General features: G+C 74.0%; 19 protein-coding genes. 12 read left to right on the forward strand and 7 right to left on the reverse strand.

The window, feature by feature from the left end; genetic code table 11:
• Positions 1 to 159: 159 nt before the first annotated feature.
• Together G3I42_RS15240 and G3I42_RS15245 are read right to left on the reverse strand one after the other, a co-directional pair.
• Positions 160 to 342: a hypothetical protein gene (locus G3I42_RS15240; protein WP_203606844.1), complete on the reverse strand. Its 183-nt coding sequence runs from the start codon at positions 340 to 342 to the stop codon at positions 160 to 162.
• A 108-nt stretch (positions 343 to 450) separates the two neighbouring features.
• Positions 451 to 960, reverse strand: a complete 510-nt coding sequence (locus tag G3I42_RS15245) for a DinB family protein (RefSeq protein ID WP_164286300.1) — start codon at positions 958 to 960, stop codon at positions 451 to 453.
• Positions 961 to 1156: 196 nt separating this feature from the next.
• On the opposite strand from G3I42_RS15245, the gene G3I42_RS15250 reads away from it, so the two are divergent.
• From G3I42_RS15250 to G3I42_RS37600, 4 genes are all read left to right on the forward strand, one after another.
• A complete protein-coding gene (locus G3I42_RS15250) occupies positions 1157 to 1651 on the forward strand; it encodes a MarR family transcriptional regulator (protein WP_164286302.1) in 495 nt (164 codons plus the stop codon).
• Complete coding sequence (locus G3I42_RS15255) at positions 1648 to 2091, forward strand: MarR family winged helix-turn-helix transcriptional regulator (protein WP_164286304.1); 444 nt, start codon at positions 1648 to 1650, stop codon at positions 2089 to 2091. The genes G3I42_RS15250 and G3I42_RS15255 overlap by 4 nt, the downstream gene beginning before the upstream one ends.
• Before the next feature lie 68 nt (positions 2092 to 2159).
• Positions 2160 to 2537, forward strand: a complete 378-nt coding sequence (locus tag G3I42_RS37595; RefSeq protein ID WP_239096468.1) for an alpha/beta hydrolase — start codon at positions 2160 to 2162, stop codon at positions 2535 to 2537.
• A gap of 29 nt (positions 2538 to 2566) precedes the next feature.
• The gene (locus tag G3I42_RS37600; protein WP_239096469.1) at positions 2567 to 2935 is read left to right on the forward strand and encodes a hypothetical protein; all 369 of its coding nucleotides are present in this window, start codon (positions 2567 to 2569) and stop codon (positions 2933 to 2935) included.
• 21 nt (positions 2936 to 2956) lie between these two features.
• Here G3I42_RS37600 and G3I42_RS15265 read toward each other — a convergent pair whose 3' ends face one another.
• Positions 2957 to 5209: an MMPL family transporter gene (locus G3I42_RS15265; RefSeq protein ID WP_343244550.1), complete on the reverse strand. Its 2253-nt coding sequence runs from the start codon at positions 5207 to 5209 to the stop codon at positions 2957 to 2959.
• 141 nt (positions 5210 to 5350) lie between these two features.
• Between G3I42_RS15265 and G3I42_RS15270 the strand changes: the two genes are divergently transcribed.
• Complete coding sequence (locus G3I42_RS15270; RefSeq protein ID WP_239096470.1) at positions 5351 to 5971, forward strand: TetR family transcriptional regulator; 621 nt, start codon at positions 5351 to 5353, stop codon at positions 5969 to 5971.
• A 142-nt stretch (positions 5972 to 6113) separates the two neighbouring features.
• Positions 6114 to 6599, forward strand: a complete 486-nt coding sequence (locus tag G3I42_RS15275) for a GNAT family N-acetyltransferase (protein ID WP_164286307.1) — start codon at positions 6114 to 6116, stop codon at positions 6597 to 6599.
• 64 nt (positions 6600 to 6663) lie between these two features.
• Here the strand turns inward: G3I42_RS15275 and proP are convergent, their stop codons facing one another.
• Positions 6664 to 8190: a glycine betaine/L-proline transporter ProP gene (proP, locus tag G3I42_RS15280; protein WP_164286324.1), complete on the reverse strand. Its 1527-nt coding sequence runs from the start codon at positions 8188 to 8190 to the stop codon at positions 6664 to 6666.
• 311 nt (positions 8191 to 8501) lie between these two features.
• On the opposite strand from proP, the gene G3I42_RS15285 reads away from it, so the two are divergent.
• The gene (locus tag G3I42_RS15285; RefSeq protein ID WP_164286309.1) at positions 8502 to 9593 is read left to right on the forward strand and encodes a cation diffusion facilitator family transporter; all 1092 of its coding nucleotides are present in this window, start codon (positions 8502 to 8504) and stop codon (positions 9591 to 9593) included.
• Between the two features lie 12 nt (positions 9594 to 9605).
• Here the strand turns inward: G3I42_RS15285 and G3I42_RS15290 are convergent, their stop codons facing one another.
• Entirely contained in the window at positions 9606 to 10112 is a 507-nt protein-coding gene (locus G3I42_RS15290; protein ID WP_164286310.1) for a MarR family transcriptional regulator, read from the reverse strand.
• A 126-nt stretch (positions 10113 to 10238) separates the two neighbouring features.
• Here G3I42_RS15290 and G3I42_RS15295 point away from each other — a divergent pair, with 126 nt between their 5' ends.
• The 3 genes from G3I42_RS15295 to G3I42_RS36970 all read left to right on the forward strand — a co-directional run bounded on the left by G3I42_RS15295 (position 10239) and on the right by G3I42_RS36970 (position 12127).
• Positions 10239 to 10622, forward strand: coding sequence for a hypothetical protein (locus tag G3I42_RS15295; protein ID WP_164286312.1), 384 nt, complete (start codon positions 10239 to 10241; stop codon positions 10620 to 10622).
• A 67-nt stretch (positions 10623 to 10689) separates the two neighbouring features.
• Positions 10690 to 11889, forward strand: a complete 1200-nt coding sequence (locus G3I42_RS15300; protein ID WP_164286314.1) for an MFS transporter — start codon at positions 10690 to 10692, stop codon at positions 11887 to 11889.
• A 76-nt stretch (positions 11890 to 11965) separates the two neighbouring features.
• Positions 11966 to 12127 carry a hypothetical protein gene (locus tag G3I42_RS36970; RefSeq protein WP_203606845.1) on the forward strand — a complete coding sequence of 54 codons (162 nt, stop codon included), beginning with the start codon at positions 11966 to 11968 and terminating at the stop codon, positions 12125 to 12127.
• Positions 12128 to 12178: 51 nt separating this feature from the next.
• Here G3I42_RS36970 and G3I42_RS15305 read toward each other — a convergent pair whose 3' ends face one another.
• Complete coding sequence (locus G3I42_RS15305) at positions 12179 to 13252, reverse strand: glutathione S-transferase C-terminal domain-containing protein (protein WP_164286316.1); 1074 nt, start codon at positions 13250 to 13252, stop codon at positions 12179 to 12181.
• A gap of 154 nt (positions 13253 to 13406) precedes the next feature.
• Between G3I42_RS15305 and G3I42_RS15310 the strand changes: the two genes are divergently transcribed.
• Positions 13407 to 14696: an aromatic acid exporter family protein gene (locus tag G3I42_RS15310; protein WP_164286319.1), complete on the forward strand. Its 1290-nt coding sequence runs from the start codon at positions 13407 to 13409 to the stop codon at positions 14694 to 14696.
• A 48-nt stretch (positions 14697 to 14744) separates the two neighbouring features.
• On the opposite strand, the gene G3I42_RS38225 is transcribed toward G3I42_RS15310, so the two are convergent.
• Positions 14745 to 15461 carry a DUF4190 domain-containing protein gene (locus G3I42_RS38225; RefSeq protein WP_164286321.1) on the reverse strand — a complete coding sequence of 239 codons (717 nt, stop codon included), beginning with the start codon at positions 15459 to 15461 and terminating at the stop codon, positions 14745 to 14747.
• A gap of 231 nt (positions 15462 to 15692) precedes the next feature.
• Here G3I42_RS38225 and G3I42_RS15320 point away from each other — a divergent pair, with 231 nt between their 5' ends.
• Positions 15693 to 16514 carry a MerR family transcriptional regulator gene (locus G3I42_RS15320; RefSeq protein WP_164286323.1) on the forward strand — a complete coding sequence of 274 codons (822 nt, stop codon included), beginning with the start codon at positions 15693 to 15695 and terminating at the stop codon, positions 16512 to 16514.
• Positions 16515 to 16604: the final 90 nt, after the last annotated feature.

Below are 16604 nucleotides of genomic sequence, written 5' to 3' on the forward strand. Positions count from 1 at the left end.
CCCGGGCCGCCCCCTGCGGCCGGTCGCGCCACGCGACGCGGTACCCGTGGGTTGACGGCCCGCACCACGGCCCCGCCCCGTACCCGCACGGGGGCGGGGCCGTGCCGTGCGCGCCCGCCCTTTCCGAGGCAGAGCCGGACGCCGGGCTCAAGGGCAGGCTCAAGCGGCCCGGGAGCCGGCGTATCCGCCGCGCTGGCGCGGAGCGCCCTCCGCGCCGTGGAGCGCGCGGAGCACTTCCGGCAGCACGTCGCCGAGCATCACCGGCTCGCCCGCCGTACCGCGCCCGGCCGTCACCTCCCGGGCCCCGTGTCCCCGTACCGCCGTCGTCGCCGTCCCGCTCATCCCGGTCACCCCTGTCCCGTGGGTGCAGTGTCTACGTGCCGGGCATCCTCGCACCGGGGTCTGACAACGGGGTGACGGTACGGGGACGGGCGGGCGAGGTCCCGGGGCTCAGCGCCGTTCCAGCGCTCCCCGGACGAACGCGGCCTGGCCCGCGTGCTGGAGGCAGTCCGAGAGGACGCTCACGAGGCGGACGCCGAGCGTGACCGGGGGCGACCAGTTCTCGTCGACCACGCGGTCGAAGTCGGCGTCCGAGAGCCCGGAGACGTACGCGAGGGTGCGTTCCCGCACCGCGTCGAAGTAGCCGAGCAGCGGCGCCGGGTCGCTCACCCGCACCCGGCCGACCTCCGCCGCGCTCATCCCGTACCCCGTCGCCCCGTCGGGGAACGGCAGCCCGAGCCGCTTCGCCCACCCCTCCCCGGTCCACACCTGCTCCTGGCCCGCGGCGTCCGCGATGTGGTCGTCCTGCACCCGGCTCAGGTGCCACACCAGCCACGCGATCGTGTTCGCCCCCGGATCGAGCCGCTCCCCGAGCTGCTCGCCCGTCAGGCCCTCGACCGCCGCGTGCACCTCCTCCGAGATCCGCCCGAACCCGTCGCTCAGCAGCTCCGCACCACGCATCGCGTGTTCCGCCTCTCCTCGGCTCCGGCCCCGGGACGCCCCCGGAGCGCCTTCTCCACCATGCCGCCTGCCCTTCGCACCCGCACCCGAACCGGCACGGGAGCGCTGCCGCCCTCCTTGCCGCCGCCCCGTTGCTCGCTCCCTCCCGCCGTGAATTCAGTAGCCATGGACATCATGTCTATGTACGCTATTCGCCATGAGCAAGGCTTCGCCGGGACCCACGCCCGGCTATCTGGTGTGGCGGCTCGCCAACAAGTGGCGGGTGGCCGTCGACCGCGCGGTGGCCCCGCTGGGGCTGACCCACGCGCAGTACGTCGTCGTCGCCTCCCTGTACGGCATGGGGCGGGCGGGGGAGCGGCCCAGCCAGCGCCGGCTCGCCGACCACACCGGACTGGAGGCGCTCTACGTGTCGAAGCTGGCGCGCGCCCTGGAATCCGCCGGTCTCCTCGCGCGCACCCGCGACCCGCGCGACCCGCGCGCCGTGCAGCTCGCCCTCACCGACGAAGGCAGGGACGTCGCGCGCCGGGCCGTCGACGTCGTCCAGGAACTCCACCAGCGACTCCTGGAACCGCTCGGCGGCCCCGGCACCGCGCGGACGCGCGCCTTCACCGACGAGCTGACCACCCTGCTCGGCACCCCTCTCGCTCCACCCGGACCGGACCACCAGAGCACGCAGAGGAGCACACCATGACCACCGCGACACCCGCCGTCAGCCCACGTGACCTCGCCCTCGCCCACTACGCCGCCCGCGCCGTCCTGGAGAAGATCCTCGCCCGGCACGGCATCACCTTCCCGCAGCAGATCACCCTCCGCGCCGCCGCGACGGCCGAGGCGCCGCGCACCCCTGACGCCCTCGTCGCCGAGGTGCGGGGCTACCTCAAGACCGCCCCGGACGCCGTCCGCGCCGATCTCGACGTGCTCCTCGCCGCGGGACTGCTCGTCGCGGAAGGCCCCCACCTCCGCGCGACGGAAGCGGGCCGCGCCCTGCTCGCCGCCACGGCCGCGGAGGTCGCCCCCGTGACCGCCCGCGTCTGGGCGGGCATCCCCGCCGAGGACCTGGCCGCGACGGCCCGCGTCCTCGCCCAGGTCAGGGACCGCGCCGACGCCGAACTCGCGGTGCAGACGGACTGACACGCACGACCGTCCCGTCAGCCTGGCTGCGGGACCGTGCATTTGCTCCTGGTGAAAGGGCGTCGCGCATGGCCGAGTCGGTGGCCCACTACGACTGGGGCGGTGACGGTCCGCCCCTCGTGCTCCTGCACGGCCTCGCCGGGTATGCGGGGGAGTGGGAGGCCGTCGCCGTCCGGCTGCGGGCGCGCGGGCATCGCGTGGTCGCGATGGACCTGCGGGGGCACGGTGACAGCGAGCGGAAGCCGGGGGACACCGGGGCGAGCGCGCACGCCCGCGACGTCGCCGGTCTCCTCGACCGCCTCGGGCTCGGGCCCGCCGTGCTCGTCGGGCAGTCGCTCGGCGGGCGCGTCGCGCTCCGTACCGCGCACGAACACCCGCGTCTCGTACGGGCACTGGCCCTCGTCGAGGCGGACGCACGGCCCGCGTCCGATGTCCGCCCGACCTGAGCGCGATCCGGTGGCTGCGCTCCTGGCCCGTGCCCTTCCCCGACCGTGCGACGGCCGCCGCGTGGCTCGGTGGGGGAGTGGTGGGCGAGGCGTGGGCGGGCGGGCTCGAAGAGCGCGACGGCGGGTGGTGGCCCCGCTTCGACGCCGACGTGCTCGCCCGCCTCTTCGAGGCCCTCGTCCGCGCGCCCTCCTGGCCCGCCTGGACCGCGCCCGCGCTGCCCGTCGCGCTGCTCGTCGCCGAGCGCGGCATCCTCGCCCCCGGAGCGGTGGCGGCCATGCTCGCCGCGCGGCCCGACGCCTGGTCCCTCGGCGTGCCGGGCGCCGGACACGATGTGCACCTCGAACGGCCGGACGCGGTGGCCGGGTTCCTCGACGCGTTTCTCACGGCCCACGTCTGAGAGCCCCCGCGCCGCCCCGGGTCACTCCTTCGCGCCGCCTTCCCCCGACCCCGACTCCGGCCCGGTCCCGGACCGGGAACCGGACCGGGCCCCTGCCGCCGGTCCCGGCCGCGGTGGCAGCCCGTCGCCCTCGATGTCCACGTTCGGCACCGCCTTGTCGAGCCAGCGGGGGAGCGCCCACGCGTAGCGGCCGAGGAGGGCGAGGACGGCAGGGACGACCGTGAGGCGCACCACGAAGGCGTCGAGGAGCACGCCGATCGTGAGGGCGAAGCCGATGGACTTGATGATCGGGTCGTGGTTGAAGATGAAGCCGCCGAAGACCGAGGCCATGATGAGCGCCGCCGCCGTGACGACCCGTCCGCTGCGCTCCACGCCGTGCTCGACGGCGGCACGCGCGTCGCGGTGGTGGTGGTAGTGCTCGCGCATGCGGCTCACGAGGAAGACCTCGTAGTCCATCGCGAGCCCGAAGAGCACCCCGATGAGCAGGACCGGCAGGAAGCTGACGATCGGCGCGGCGGCGGCGACCTGGAAGACGCCGTCGAAGTGCCCGTACTGGAAGACCCACACCACCGCGCCGAGGCTCGCCGCGATCGAGAGCAGGAAGCCGAGCACCGCCTTGAGCGGGACGAGGACCGAACGGAAGGCGATCATGAGCAGGAGGAGCGCCAGGACGACGATGATCGCGATGAAGAGCGGCAGGGCGCTGGAGAGCTTCGCGGAGACGTCGATGCCCGCCGCGGTCTGCCCGGCGACGTAGGCCGTGCCACCCGCCTTGTCGACGGGCGCGGTCGCCTCGTCACGCAGCCGGTGCACGAGGTCCGTGGTGCGCTGGTCGTCGGGGCCGGACTTGGGGACGACACCGAGGACCGTGAGGGTGCCGTCCCTGTTGGTGTTGGGCGGTGCGAGCGTCGCGACGTCGGGGTCCTGCCGCACCGTCGCCGCGACCTGCTTCACGATGCCCTCGCGTTCCTGGGCGGGCACCTTCGTCCCGTCGACGGCGATGAGCAGCGTCGCGTTGAAGCCCGGGCCGAAGCCCTTCTGGAGGAGTTCGTAGCTCTTGTGCTGGGTGCTCGCCGTGGGCTGGGTCTCGTTGCTCGGCAGGCCCAGGCGCAGGCTCTTGGCGGGGACGGCGAGGGCGAGCATCCCGACGACGCACACGACGAGCACGGGGATCGGGAAGCGCGTCATGAGCCGCCCCCAGGCCAGCCCCCAGGCGCCGGGCGCGCGCCTGCGGCCCCCCTTGCCCCCGGCGTCCGCGGGCTTCGTCCTCGGCCGCAGCCGCTCGCCGAGGAAGCCGAGGAGCGCCGGTACGAGCGTGAGCGCGACCAGCACCGCGACGAGCACCGTGCCGGCCGCCGCGAGCCCCATCACCGTCAGGAAGGGGATGCCCGCCGACGCCAGCGCGGCGAGCGCGATGATCACGGTGATCCCCGCGAAGGTGACCGCGCTGCCCGCCGTCGCCGTGGCCCGCCCGATCGAGTCGTGCACGTCCTCGTCGGGGTCGGCGAGCTGCTCGCGGTGGCGGGAGACGAGGAAGAGGGCGTAGTCGATGCCGACCGCGAGGCCGATCATGAGGGCCAGGATGGTCGCCGTGTTCGTCATCTCGATGAACCGGGACAGGAACTGCACCGTCATCACGCCCACCCCGACGCCGATCACGGCGGTGAGCAGCGGGAGCCCGGCCGCGAGCAGCGAGCCGAGCGTGATCGCGAGCACGACGAAGGCGATGACGACGCCGATGATCTCGGCGGGGCCGCCCACCTCGACGGGGGGTGTGGAGACCGTGCCGCCGAGTTCGGCCTTGAGGCCCGCGTCGTGGGCCGTGTCGAGCGCGTCGTCGAGCCTGTCCTTCGCGGACTGCGGCACGTCCTGGGCCGGCTTGCCGAACACGGCGTCCGCGTAGGCGATCGTGCGGTCCTTGGAGACGGTGCCCGTCTTCGCGGGATCGGCGACCTTGAGCACGCCCGGGACTTCGGCGACCTTCTTGAGCGTCGCCCCGATCGCGCGCTGTTCCTTCGCGCCCGTCAGCTTCTCGCCCTTCGGCGCCTCGAAGACGACGCGCGCGGTGCCGCCGGCCGCCTCGGGGAACTTCTCCTTCAGGAGGTCCTGCGCCTCCTGCGACTCGATCCCCGGCACCGAGAACTCGGTCGACAGCTTTCCGTTGAGCGTCGTGCCGAGCCCCACCGCCACCGCGAGCAGCAGGACCCACACCGCGAGCACTCGCCCGCGGCGGCGCGCCGCCCAGCGTCCCAGCGCGTACAAACGTTGTGCCACGGCAGGCTTCTCCCGTTCAAGGCTGTGCCGCGCGGACCGGCTCCGCGAGATTTCTGCACTCTACTGCATCTTTGCAGTCGACGGTAAATTCGTCGTTCGCCGAGGGTCCGCGGCGGCGCGCCCCTCGCTATGCTCGATGTCATGAACAGGGTCACTGACGGGGCGGGGCTGCGAGAGCGGGGCAAGGCCAAACGGCGGGCCGCCATCACGCGCGCGGCCTTCGAACTCTTCGCCGAGCAGGGCTTCGACGCCACGACGGTCGCGGAGATCGCCGCCGCCGCCGAGGTCTCGCCCCGCACGGTGACCCTCTACTTCCGCTCCAAGCAGGACATCGCCTTCGCCACCTTCGACAGCTCCGTCGCGGCCCTCACCGAGGCCCTGCGCTCGCGTGCCCCCGGACTCCCCGCCGTACACGCCCTGGAACGCTGGCTGCGCGAGGAACTCGCCTGCCACGACGAACTCGACGAGATGGGCGTGCGCATGTTCGAGGCGAACCCCGAACTGCGGGCGGTGAAGACGGCACGCATGGCGGCCGTCATCGAGGAGGGCGCCGGCATCCTCGCCGAGGACACCGGCCAGCCCCCCGGCTCCCTCGGACCGCGCCTCGCCGCCGCCGCGGCCGCGGCCGTCATCACCGAGATCGTCGAGCACCCCGAGGGCGCCGACCGCAACGAGGCGATCACCCTCGCGATGGCCTTCCTCAAGGGCGGCGTCGACGCGATGACCGCCTCGGAGAGCGAACGGCGCGCCGCCGCGCGGTAGCCGTCCGCCGCGCCGTAGCCGTGCGCCGCACGGTGGCCGTACGCCACGCCGCAGCCGTCCGCCACGCGATGTCCGTCCGCCGCGTGGTCGCCGTACCGAAAAGCCTTTGACGCGGTCTCACGCCCCCCGGAGGATCGCTCGCATGCTGATACGTGAGGCCACGGCGGCCGACTGGCCGGGCATCTGGCCCTTCTTCCAGGACATCTGCGCGGCGGGCGAGACGTTCACCTACCCCCTCCACCCCACGCAGGAGGAGGCCCGCGCGATGTGGATGCTGCCCGCTCCCGCGCACGTCGTCGTCGCCGAGGAGGCGGGCACGGTCCTCGGCACCGCGAACATGTACGCCAACCGCCCCGGCAACGGCGCGCACGTGGCGAGCGCGAGCTACATGGTCGACCCCGCGCACCAGGGGCGCGGCACGGGCCGCGCCCTCGTCACGTACAGCCTCGACTGGGCGCGCGCGGCGGGCTTCCGGCGCATCCAGTACAACGCCGTCGTCGAGACCAACGCCCCGGCCCTCGCCCTCTACCGCGACCTCGGCTTCGAGATCCTCGGCACCCTCCCCGAGGGCTTCCGCCACCCGGAACGCGGCTACGTCGGGCTGCACAGCCTGCACCGGGCGCTGTAGCGGGGGCGACGCGGGGCCGCGTGCTCGTACGAACGCCACCGCCCCGTACCGCCCCCACCCGCTCTCACTCCCGTTTCTTGCCCTTGTCCTCCTCCGTCCCCGCTCCGTGCCACGGGTGCCGCAGCCGCAGCCACACGTCCCGTGCCTGGCGTCCGGCGGCGACGCGGCTGCGGGCGACGAGGCGGCGTGCCTGCTCGCTCGTCTCGACCATCGGTCCGGAGCCGCTGAGCGGGCGGCCCGCCGTCTCGTGCAGGAAGAGCGTCGAGATGAGCCCGATCACCCCGGCGATCATCAGGTAGTAGGCGGGCACCATCTCGTCGCCCGTCGCCTCCACCAGGGCCGAGGCGACGAGCGGGGTCGTGCCGCCGAAGAGCGAGACCGAGATGTTGAACGCGATCGAAAGGGCTCCGTACCTGATCCGGGTCGGGAAGAGGGCGGGAAGCGTCGAAGCGGACGTGCCCGCGAACGTCACGAGCAGCAGCCCGAGCATGCCGCTGCCGATCGCCGGGAGCAGGATGCCGCCCTGACGGATGAGCAGGAACGCGGGGATCGAGAAGACGATGAGCGCGATGCTGCCGAAGAAGAAGACAGGGCGCCGCCCCCAGCGGTCCGAACTGCGGCCCACCGTCGTGATGGTGAGCACGACGAGCACCATGGTGCCGAGCACGAGGAGCTGGGCGGTCGTCTCGGACTCGCCGAGGGTCTCGGACATGTAGGTGGGCAGATAGGACGTGACCATGTAGTTGGTCACGTTGTAGAGCAGGACGAGCCCCATGCAGATGAGGATCGCCTCCCAGTGGTGGGCGAAGATGTCCCTGAGCCTGCCCTTGCCCGACTGCCGTGCCTGCTCGACCGGGTCGCCCTCGGCGAGCGCCTCCTCGCGGCCCTCCTCCTCGCGCTGGAAGGCGGGCGTCTCCTCCAGCTTGAGCCGCAGGTAGAGCCCGATGACGCCGAGCGGCCCCGCGACGAAGAACGGGATGCGCCAGCCCCAGTCGGTGAGGCCGTCCTCGCCGAGCACCGTCGTCAGGACCGTCACGAGCCCCGAGCCGAGCGAGTAGCCGACGAAGGTCCCGAAGTCGAGCCAGCTCCCGAAGAACCCGCGCCGCTTGTCGGGCGCGTACTCGGCGATGTACGTCGTCGCCCCCGCGTACTCGCCGCCGGTCGAGAAGCCCTGCACAAGCCTGCACACGAGCAGCAGGATCGGCGCGGCGAAGCCCACCGAGGCGTACGTGGGCAGCACCCCGACGGCGAAGGTGCTCGCCGCCATCATGATGATGGTGACGGCGAGCACCTTCTGCCGCCCGATCCGGTCCCCGAGCGGCCCGAAGACCAGTCCACCGAGGGGCCGTACGAGGAAGGCCGCCGCGAAGGTCGCGAAGGTCTGCACGACCTGCGCGCCCGGCGAACTCGACGGGAAGAAGACCTTCCCGAGTGTGCCCGCGAGATAGGCGTAGACCCCGAAGTCGAACCACTCGATGGTGTTGCCGAGCGCCGCCGCGGTCACCGCGCGCCGGATACGCGGCGGGTCGGTGACCGTCACGTCCTGGGCCGCGTACATCTTCTTGCGACGGCGCAGCAGGGTCCGCAGCATCCGGTCGGTGGCCTGCCGGTCACCTCTCCTGGCCCGGTCCGTGCTGGGCCGCCGTGTCGGTTCCGGCATCCGGCTCCCTCTCCCCGTCTCGTACGGTCCCGTACGGGTCGCGCCGCCCCGTCGCGCGAAAGAGGCGGCCCCGCCCTGCGTACCCTCCTTGCCCCGCGCCCCCCGCGCCGCGCGGCACGGCCGAAGAGGTGAGGACACAGCCCGTACGGTCCACGAGGAGCGTCCGCCTGAGCGGCCGGGAGCGGGGTATCCGGAGGCTGTACGTGTCTTCTGCACGTACGACGGGGAGGGAGCGAGGACCGATGAGCGAGAGCCACGACGCCAGGACGCGGGACGGCGGGGCGCCAAGGCCGGGGGAGCGGGAACGGGGCGGCGCCGCGCCGGCCGCGGCGGAGCGGGACGTCCCCACCGACGCCCCCACCGACGCCTCCGCCGGGGCGGACGGCGCCACGCCCGCCACGAAGAGCAGTGACGCGCACACCAAACTGACCGTCTGGATCGCCCTCGCCGCGAACCTCGTCATCGCCGTCGCGAAGCTCGTGGGCGGCCTCTTCGCCGGCTCGCCCGCGCTGCTCTCGGAGGCCGCCCACTCCGTGGCCGACAGCCTCAACGAGGTCTTCCTGCTCGCCGCGCTGCGCCGCAGCAAGCGCCCCGCCGACCCCGGCCACCCCTTCGGCTACGGCAAGGAGCGCTACTTCTGGGCGCTGCTCGCCGCCGTCGGCATCTTCGTGATGGGCGGCTGCTTCTCCGTCTTCCAGGGGGTCGAGGCACTGCGCTCGTCGGGCGAGGAGTCCACGAGCGGATACGTCGTCGGGCTCGTCGTGCTCGGCGTCGCCTTCCTCGCCGAGGGCACCTCGCTGGCGCGGGCGCTGCTCCAGGTGCGCGGGCAGGAGGGCGGCATCGGCTCCGACCCCGCGCTGCGCACGGTCGTCGCCGAGGACGGCACGGCGGTCCTCGGCGTGCTGCTCGCCATAGCGGGCATGGCGCTGCACATGGCGACGGGGCAGGTCGTCTACGAGGCCGCCGCCTCGCTCGCCATCGGCGTGCTGCTGCTCTTCGTCGCCTTCAAGCTCGGCGCCGACGCCCGCGACCAGCTCATCGGCGAGGGCGCCGACCCCGACACCCGCGAGGCGATCACCGCGTACCTCGACGCCCAGGCCGAGATCGACGGCGTGGCCACCCTCCTCACGATGCGCCTCGGCCAGGACTCGCTCCTCGTCGCGGCCCGCGTGGACCTCGCGCCCGGTCACGAGAGCGAGAAGCTCGAACTGGTCATGGAGCGCGTCAAGGCGGGCCTCACGGAACGCTGGCCCGAGGCCGACCAGGTCTTCCTCGACGTCACGGAGGCCCCGGAGGCGACGAAGGACCACACGAGCCCCGACCTGACGGCCTGAGGCCACGCGGGCTCAGTCCTCGGCGCCGCCCACCGCCTCCTCGTACGCCCGCAGGGTCCGTACGAAGAGCAGGCGCTGTTCCGCGTCGAGCGGGCCGAGCGCGGCGCGCCACGCCGCCGCGCCCGGCGCGAGCCAGGCGCGGACGGCGGGCTCGTGCGCCGGGGCGATGCCCACGATGCGGCGGCGCCGGTCCCGCTCGTCCTCGCGGCGCTCCAGGATGCCCTTGCGGCTCAGCTCGCCGATCATCAGGCTCGCCGTCGTCGGCGCCACCCCGAGCCGTTCGGCCAGCTCGCCGACCGTGAGCGGCCCGTCGAGGAGCAGGTACGAGAAGAGCGAGAGGTGCCGCGGGGCGAGCGCGAGCGAGCGCAACGCCTCCGGCACCGGCATCCGCTTGGCCCGCCCGACGATCCGCGGCATGAGCAGCAGCAACGCGCGGGTCACCGCGTCCACCGAACCGGCCCCGTCCTGTGCCCCGGCCCCGTTCCCCGCCGCGTCCTTCTCCGCTTCCCGCCCCGGCATCCCACAGCCTCCATTTACCTTTGCTTGTAAATATGTTTTGCTGACGGAGTATTCGGCGCACCGGGCCCGGTCTCCCGGCCCCCGGCCACCATGGCGCCGCCGCCCGTCCGGCGAACGGAGTACTCCTTGCCCCACTTCACCATGCGCGTCGACGAAGCGGTCCTCGACGGGACGACAGAACCATTCCTCCAGACCGCCCTCACCGACGCCGTCGGCTCCGTCTTCGGGCCCGAACTGCGCGCGCTCGCCGCCGTCGACCTCATCGGCCTGCCCGCGCACCGCCGCAGCGTCGGCGGAAAGGCCGCCGAGGGCCCGTACCCGGTCGTCGTCCTGAGCCTGCGCGAAGGCGCCTACCACCTGCCGCACCTGCCCGACGCGCCCGCCCGGCTCGTCGCCGCGATCGGCGAGGCCGTCGGCAAAGTCCTCGGCGCGCGGGCGCGCGAACAGCTCGTCATCACCCTGGAGGGCGTGCCGGAGGGGCGCAGCGGCATCGCGGGCAAACTCGTCTGACACCCCGTTCCCCGGCCGCACGCGCCCCGGCCGGGCGGCCCGGGACGGCGCGGCCTACCGTGGCCCCATGACCGCGCCCCGTCCCCGCTTCCCGCACGGTTACCCGCTCGCCGCGGCCGTCTTCGCCATCGGCATGGCGGGCACGACCCTCCCGACCCCGCTCTACGGCCTCTACCGCGAGCAACTCGGCTTCGGCCAGCTCATGGTGACGATCGTCTTCGCCGTGTACGCGGTCGGCGTCATCGCGGTGCTGCTCCTCGCCGGGAACTGGTCCGACCTCGCGGGGCGGCGCGCCGCCGTCTGGTGGGGCCTCGGCTTCTCCGCGGCCAGCGCGCTGTGCTTCGTCTTCGAGGGCGGGCTGCCCGCGCTCTTCCTCGGGCGGCTCCTCTCCGGCTTCTCCGCCGGGCTCTTCTCCGGCGCCGCCACCGCCTACGTGCTCGACCTCGCCCCGAAACGCCACGCCGCCCGCGCCTCGCTCGCCGCCACCGCGGCCAACATGGGCGGGCTCGGCTGCGGCCCCCTCGTCGCCGGAATCCTCGCCGAGTACGCCCGCTGGCCCCTGCGCCTGCCCTACCTCGTCCACCTCGGCCTCGTCGTGCTCGCCGCCCTCGCCCTGCTCACGCTGCCCGAACCGGTCACCGAGGCCCGCCCCCGCACCCGGCCCCACCCGCGCGGGCTCGCCGTGCCGCCCGACGTGCGCGGCGTCTTCGTCCCCGCCGCCTGCGCGGCCTTCGCCGGCTTCGCCCTGCTCGGCCTCTTCACCGCCGTCTCGCCGAGCTTCCTGAGCCAGACCCTCGGCGTGCGCAACCTCGCGGCAACCGGGCTCGTCGTCTTCCTCGTCTTCGCCGGGTCCATCGCGGGACAGAGCGCGTTCGGCCGCTTCGGGGTGCGCCGCGCGCTGCCCGCGGGCTGCTTCGTGCTCGTCGCCGGGCTCCTCCTGGTCGCCGGGGGACTCGCCTGGGAGACGCTGTGGCTCCTGGTCGCCGGCGGCCTGCTGGGCGGCTTCGGGCAGGGGCTCGCCTTCCGCGCGGGCACCACCGCGGTCGGCGTGCGGGCCCCCGCCGAGCGGCGCGGCGCCACGCTCTCCGCGTACTTCGTCCTCGCCTACGTCGGCATCTCCCTGCCCGTCATCGCCGTCGGCGCCCTCGCCGAGGGCCTCGGCCTGCGCACCGCGGGCCTCACCTTCTCCTTCTGCGTCCTCGCCTTGGCCGCCGGGGTCGGCGCCTACGTCCTGCGCCCCCGCGTCCGCGCCCTGCTGCCCCATTGAGCCCGGGCCCCGGGCGCGGGAGCGGGGGCCACTCACCCGAGTGGCGGCGTCCCCGCGCACGTAGTCCCCTGGAGACATGAGTGAAGAAGCGATCGAGCAGTGGACCGTCCGCCTGCGCGAGACCGCGCCCGGCACCGAGGAGGAGACCGCGCGCGGCTTCGTCCGCGAGTTGTACGACGCGGCCCGGCACGACCTCGACGTGGAGGAGGCGATGGCCGATTTCGAGCGGGAGGAATGACCCGCCGCCCCCGGCGGCCACGCGCGCGGGGGCGGGCACGTGCGCGGCGCCTCAGCCGCGGCGCACCGGCGGCACCGCCTCGGCGGAGGGGACCGGACCCGGCGGCGTGCCCTCGCCGAACGGGGAGCCGCCCAGCTCCTCACGGTGGTGCGGGCTCAGCCACGCCGACAACGGCTCGGGACCGCGCGGCACGATGCCGCTCGGGTTGATGCCCCGGTGCACCCCGTAGTAGTGCCGCTTGATGTGGCCGAAGTCGACCGTGTCCCCGAAACCCGGCGTCTGGAACAGGTCCCGCGCGTACGCCCACAGCACCGGGTCCTCGGCGAGCTTGTGGGCGTTGCACTTGAAGTGGCCGTGGTAGACCGCGTCGAAGCGCACGAGCGTCGTGAACGCCCGGATGTCCGCCTCCGTCAGCGAGTCCCCGACGAGGTACCGCTGCCGCTCCAGCCGCCGTGACATCCACGCCAGACGCCGGAACACGTCCTCGTACGCCTCCTCGTACACCTCCTGCGTATCGGCGAAACCCGCCCGGTAGACCCCGTTGTTGAGGTCGCGGTACACGCCGTCCATGACCTCGTCGATCTCCTCGCGCCGCGCCTCGGGGTAGAGGTCGGGAGCGCCCGGCCGGTGCAGCTCCTTCCACTCGGTCGCGAAGTCGAGCGTCAGTTGCTGGTAGTCGTTCGTCACGAGCTTGCCGCTCGGCACGTCCACGAGCGCGGGCACGCTCACCCCGCCCGGGTAGTCCCGCTCGCGCGCGTCGTACGCCTCCGCCAGGTAGCGGATGCCGAGCACCGGGTCGCGCCCGTCCGGGTCGAGCGTGAACCGCCAGCTCCGGTCGTCCTGGACCGGATCGGCCACCGCGAGCGAGATCGCGTCCTCCAGGCCGAGCAGCCGCCGCGAGACGAGCGCCCGGCTCGCCCACGGACACGCCCTGCTCACCACGAGCCGGTACCTGCCCGCCTCCACCGGCCAGCCGTCCCGCCCGTCCGCCGTCACCCGGTCCGCGAAATGGCTGCGCGAGCGCTTGAACGGCTTCGTCCCGTACGCGGCGTTCCCGCCGCCTTCCCCCGGGTTCCCCGCCGAGGCGCGCTCCGCCCCCTCCGCCCCGTCCGTCGTGTCCGCCATCGCTCCGGCTCCCGTCGTCACCGCCCCCGCCCGGTACGGCGGGGGCCCTCGTCCTTTGACCCCTACCCGCCGCCGCCCCGTCCCCCGCACGAATCACCTGCCGGGACCCGCGCGCCGGGCGGGCACCTCCCGCCCGCGTGGCCAAGATGAGGCAATGCCCGAAGTGCCCGCACCCGTGACCGCCCTGGCGCGCAAGGCGCCCGCACCCGTGAGGGGCCTGGCGCGCCGGACCGCCGAGCCCCTCGTCGCCCAGACGCTGCGTTCCACGGCGGCGGCCGTCATCTCCTACGTCCTCGCCGTCAACCTCCTGCCGCAACCGGCGCCTCTCACCGCGCCGCTCACCGCCCTCCTCGTCGTGCAGGTCACCCTCTTCGCGACGATCAGGACCGGCATCCGCCGCGTCAACGCCGTCATCGCCGGGGTCCTCATCGCGAGCGGCTTCTCCTCCCTCGTCGGCCTCACCTGGTGGAGCCTCGGGCTGACGATCGTCACCGCGCTCGTGATCGGCCGCATCGTGCGGGTCGGCGAGTTCGTCCCCGAGGTCGCCATCTCGGCGATGCTCGTCCTCGGCGTCTCGCAGGTCGCCAACACCGCCCTCGACCGCGTCTACGAGACCCTCATCGGCGCGGGCGTCGGCCTCGCCTTCAACCTCTTCCTCGCCCCACCCGTGTACGTGCGCACGGCGAACGAGGCCATCACCGCGATGGCCCGCCGCAGCAGCCGCCTCTACAACGAGGTCGCCCTCCAGGTCGGCGAGGACTACAACGCCCCGCGCGCCGCCGACTGGCTGCACGCCGCACGCCGCCTCGACAACGACATCGCCGAGGTCGACGAGGAACTGCGCCAGGCCGAGGAGAGCACCCGCCTCAACCCCCGTGTGCGCGAGGGACTCCTCAACCGCGTCGTCCTGCGCACCGGGCTCGACACCCTGGAGATCTGCGCCGTCGTCCAGCGGGTCCAGTTCCGCACCCTCACCGACCTCGCCGCCAAACGCCCGGGCCGCCGCCCCCTGCCCGAGGAGGCCGCCGACAGCTACGCGCGGCTCCTGCTCCACATGGGCAGCGCCGTCGAGAGCTTCGCCGCGCTCATCACGACGCCCCTGTCGACGGGCGCCGAGGACGCCGAGGACGCGCTCACCCGCGCCCTCGACGCCAGTCACGCCGAACGCGACCACCTCGCGGCGCTCCTGCTCGACCTCGTCCGCACCGAGGCCGCGCAGTGGCAGCTCTACGGCGCCCTGCTCGCCGAGGCCGACCGCATCCTCGACGAACTCGACGTCGAGAAGCGCTCGGCCCGCCTCATCGAGGAACTCGACCGCATCACCTCGCGCCAGCGCGAGCGCTACCCCCGCCTCGCCGCCCTCCGCTCCCGCCTCAGGAACGGGGCCCCGCGCCCACGCGGGCGCGGCGGCGGGCGGGGCGGCGGCGAGGCGGCGGTGGGGTGAGGGGCCGCCCCTTCGCGGAGCGCCGGTCCCCGCACCCGTAAGGCGCCGTCAGCCGTTCAGCTCCCGGTCGAACTTCTCCTTGCACATGCGCTGTTCGTCGGGCGACTGCGCGTGCCGGAGGCACTCCGAGTAGTTGCGGAAGGAGTCGTACGAGTCCTGGAAGTCGTCCGACGTGGCCACGGCGATGACCACGCCGAGGGTGATCGCGCCACCGACGACGCCGACCGCGCCGACGATGATCCCGGCGAGCCCGATCCCCTGGTTCGGCGCCCCGGTCCTGCGCGAGCGGCGGAACGCGATGATCCCGAAGACGATCCCCAGCACCCCGAGGACGATCCCGCCCGCGATGGTCCAGCAGAAGACCACGGCCGCGATCCCGCACACGAGCGCGGCCACGGCCATCCCGCCGCCCGGCGGCTTCCCGCCCTGCCACTGCCCGCCGTACGGCCCGCCCCACGGGTCCTGCCCGGGCATCTGACCAGGCGTCTGCCCGTAGGGGCCGGGCCCGGGAGCGTAGGGAGCCTGGGCGTAGGGGCCAGGGGCCTGGGCGTAGGGGCCCTGACCGTAGGGGCCGGGGGCTTGGCCGTACGGGCCGCCGGGGGCCTGCGCGTACGGGCCCGGGCCGTCATCAGGGCGCGGCGGCTCGTCCCGTACCGCGAAGGGATCGCGCTCCCCGGGCGGCTGCTCGGGCACGGCCGGCTTGGAGAGGCCGGGTCGCTCCCCGGCGCCGCCCCGACGCTCGCTGTCCTCGGGGGAGTGGGCCATGTGCGGTCCTGCTTTCTCGCGAAATCCGGCGTGCCCGGAGGGATAAGGGGTCGTCCCGTCCGGAGCGGTGGGGCCGCGGCGGGGCCCTCATTCTCCCCGTCCCCGTGGTGAATCCGTTCAACAATTGCGTCACGAAGCGGCGGGCGGGGCCCGCGCCCACCACCGGTCCGTCCCCCCGGGCGCAGCCGTGCTTGACTCTCCCCCCGTGTCAGACCGTGCAGTGAGGACGTCATGTTCACCATCGGAGACTTCGCCAGGCACGGGCAGGTGTCGGTCCGCATGCTGCGGCACTACGACGCCCTGGGGCTGCTGCGCCCCGCCCGTACCGACCCGTACACGGGCTACCGCTTCTACACGGCCGGTCAGCTCGGCCGCCTCAACCGTGTCATCGCGCTCAAGGAACTCGGCTTCAGCCTCCAGGAGGTGGGGCGCCTCCTCGCCGAGGACGTCGCCCCGGCCGAGCTGCGCGGGATGCTGCGCCTGCGTCAGGCGCAGCTCGCACAGGAGGCGGCGGCGGCCCGCGCGCGGCTCGCCCGGGTCGGGGCGCGGCTCCACGTCATCGAGAGCGAGGGACACATGTCCACCCAGGACATCGTCGTCAAGACCCTGCCCGCCGTCCGCGCCGCCGGACTGACCGCCGTCGCGCGATCCTTCGACCCCGGGGCCATCACCCCCGTCATCGGCCCCCTCTTCGACGAGGTGTGCCGCCTCCTCGACGCCGCCGGAATCCGCCCGCTGGGCCCCGGCATCGCCCACTACGTCCAGCAGGGCGACGAGGAGGGCCCCGTCGAGGTGCACGCCCTCTTCCCGGTCGGCGACGGCCTGCCGGCCGGGAGCGGACTGCGCCCCTTCACGCTGCCGGCCGTCGCCCGCGCGGCCACCCTCGTCCACCACGGTGCGATGGACACCGTCCTCGCCTCCGGACAGCTCCTGGGGCGCTGGCTGGAGACGGAGCACGCCCGGCCCGCCGGGCTCACCCGCGAGGTCTACCTGGAGTGCGAGGGCGCGCAGGAGACGTGGGTGACCGAGCTGCAACTGCCGCTCGCGGAGTGAGCGGCGCGGCGTAGCGCGCCCCGGGGGCGGCGCGTACGGGCCCCGGCGCCGGGGCCCGTACGCGCCTCGGGCGGCGGCACCGTGCCCGTA

This window comes from Streptomyces sp. SID11385, from assembly GCF_010548245.1.
Lineage (GTDB): Bacteria > Actinomycetota > Actinomycetes > Streptomycetales > Streptomycetaceae > Streptomyces.

Bases quoted from the DNA above. Each gene is read 5' to 3' on its own strand.
- G3I42_RS37595 (WP_239096468.1), top strand. From the start codon at position 2,160: ATGGCCGAGTCGGTGGCCCACTACGACTGGGGCGGTGACGGTCCGCCC.
- G3I42_RS15305 (WP_164286316.1), bottom strand. From the start codon at position 13,252: ATGGCGGACACGACGGACGGGGCGGAGGGGGCGGAGCGCGCCTCGGCG.
- G3I42_RS38225 (WP_164286321.1), bottom strand. From the start codon at position 15,461: ATGGCCCACTCCCCCGAGGACAGCGAGCGTCGGGGCGGCGCCGGGGAG.
- G3I42_RS15270 (WP_239096470.1), top strand. From the start codon at position 5,351: ATGAACAGGGTCACTGACGGGGCGGGGCTGCGAGAGCGGGGCAAGGCC.
- G3I42_RS15320 (WP_164286323.1), top strand. From the start codon at position 15,693: ATGTTCACCATCGGAGACTTCGCCAGGCACGGGCAGGTGTCGGTCCGC.
- G3I42_RS15245 (WP_164286300.1), bottom strand. From the start codon at position 960: ATGCGTGGTGCGGAGCTGCTGAGCGACGGGTTCGGGCGGATCTCGGAG.
- G3I42_RS15290 (WP_164286310.1), bottom strand. From the start codon at position 10,112: ATGCCGGGGCGGGAAGCGGAGAAGGACGCGGCGGGGAACGGGGCCGGG.
- proP (WP_164286324.1), bottom strand. From the start codon at position 8,190: ATGCTGCGGACCCTGCTGCGCCGTCGCAAGAAGATGTACGCGGCCCAG.
- G3I42_RS15240 (WP_203606844.1), bottom strand. From the start codon at position 342: ATGAGCGGGACGGCGACGACGGCGGTACGGGGACACGGGGCCCGGGAG.
- G3I42_RS15275 (WP_164286307.1), top strand. From the start codon at position 6,114: ATGCTGATACGTGAGGCCACGGCGGCCGACTGGCCGGGCATCTGGCCC.
- G3I42_RS15250 (WP_164286302.1), top strand. From the start codon at position 1,157: ATGAGCAAGGCTTCGCCGGGACCCACGCCCGGCTATCTGGTGTGGCGG.
- G3I42_RS15300 (WP_164286314.1), top strand. From the start codon at position 10,690: ATGACCGCGCCCCGTCCCCGCTTCCCGCACGGTTACCCGCTCGCCGCG.
- G3I42_RS15255 (WP_164286304.1), top strand. From the start codon at position 1,648: ATGACCACCGCGACACCCGCCGTCAGCCCACGTGACCTCGCCCTCGCC.
- G3I42_RS15285 (WP_164286309.1), top strand. From the start codon at position 8,502: ATGAGCGAGAGCCACGACGCCAGGACGCGGGACGGCGGGGCGCCAAGG.
- G3I42_RS36970 (WP_203606845.1), top strand. From the start codon at position 11,966: ATGAGTGAAGAAGCGATCGAGCAGTGGACCGTCCGCCTGCGCGAGACC.
- G3I42_RS15310 (WP_164286319.1), top strand. From the start codon at position 13,407: ATGCCCGAAGTGCCCGCACCCGTGACCGCCCTGGCGCGCAAGGCGCCC.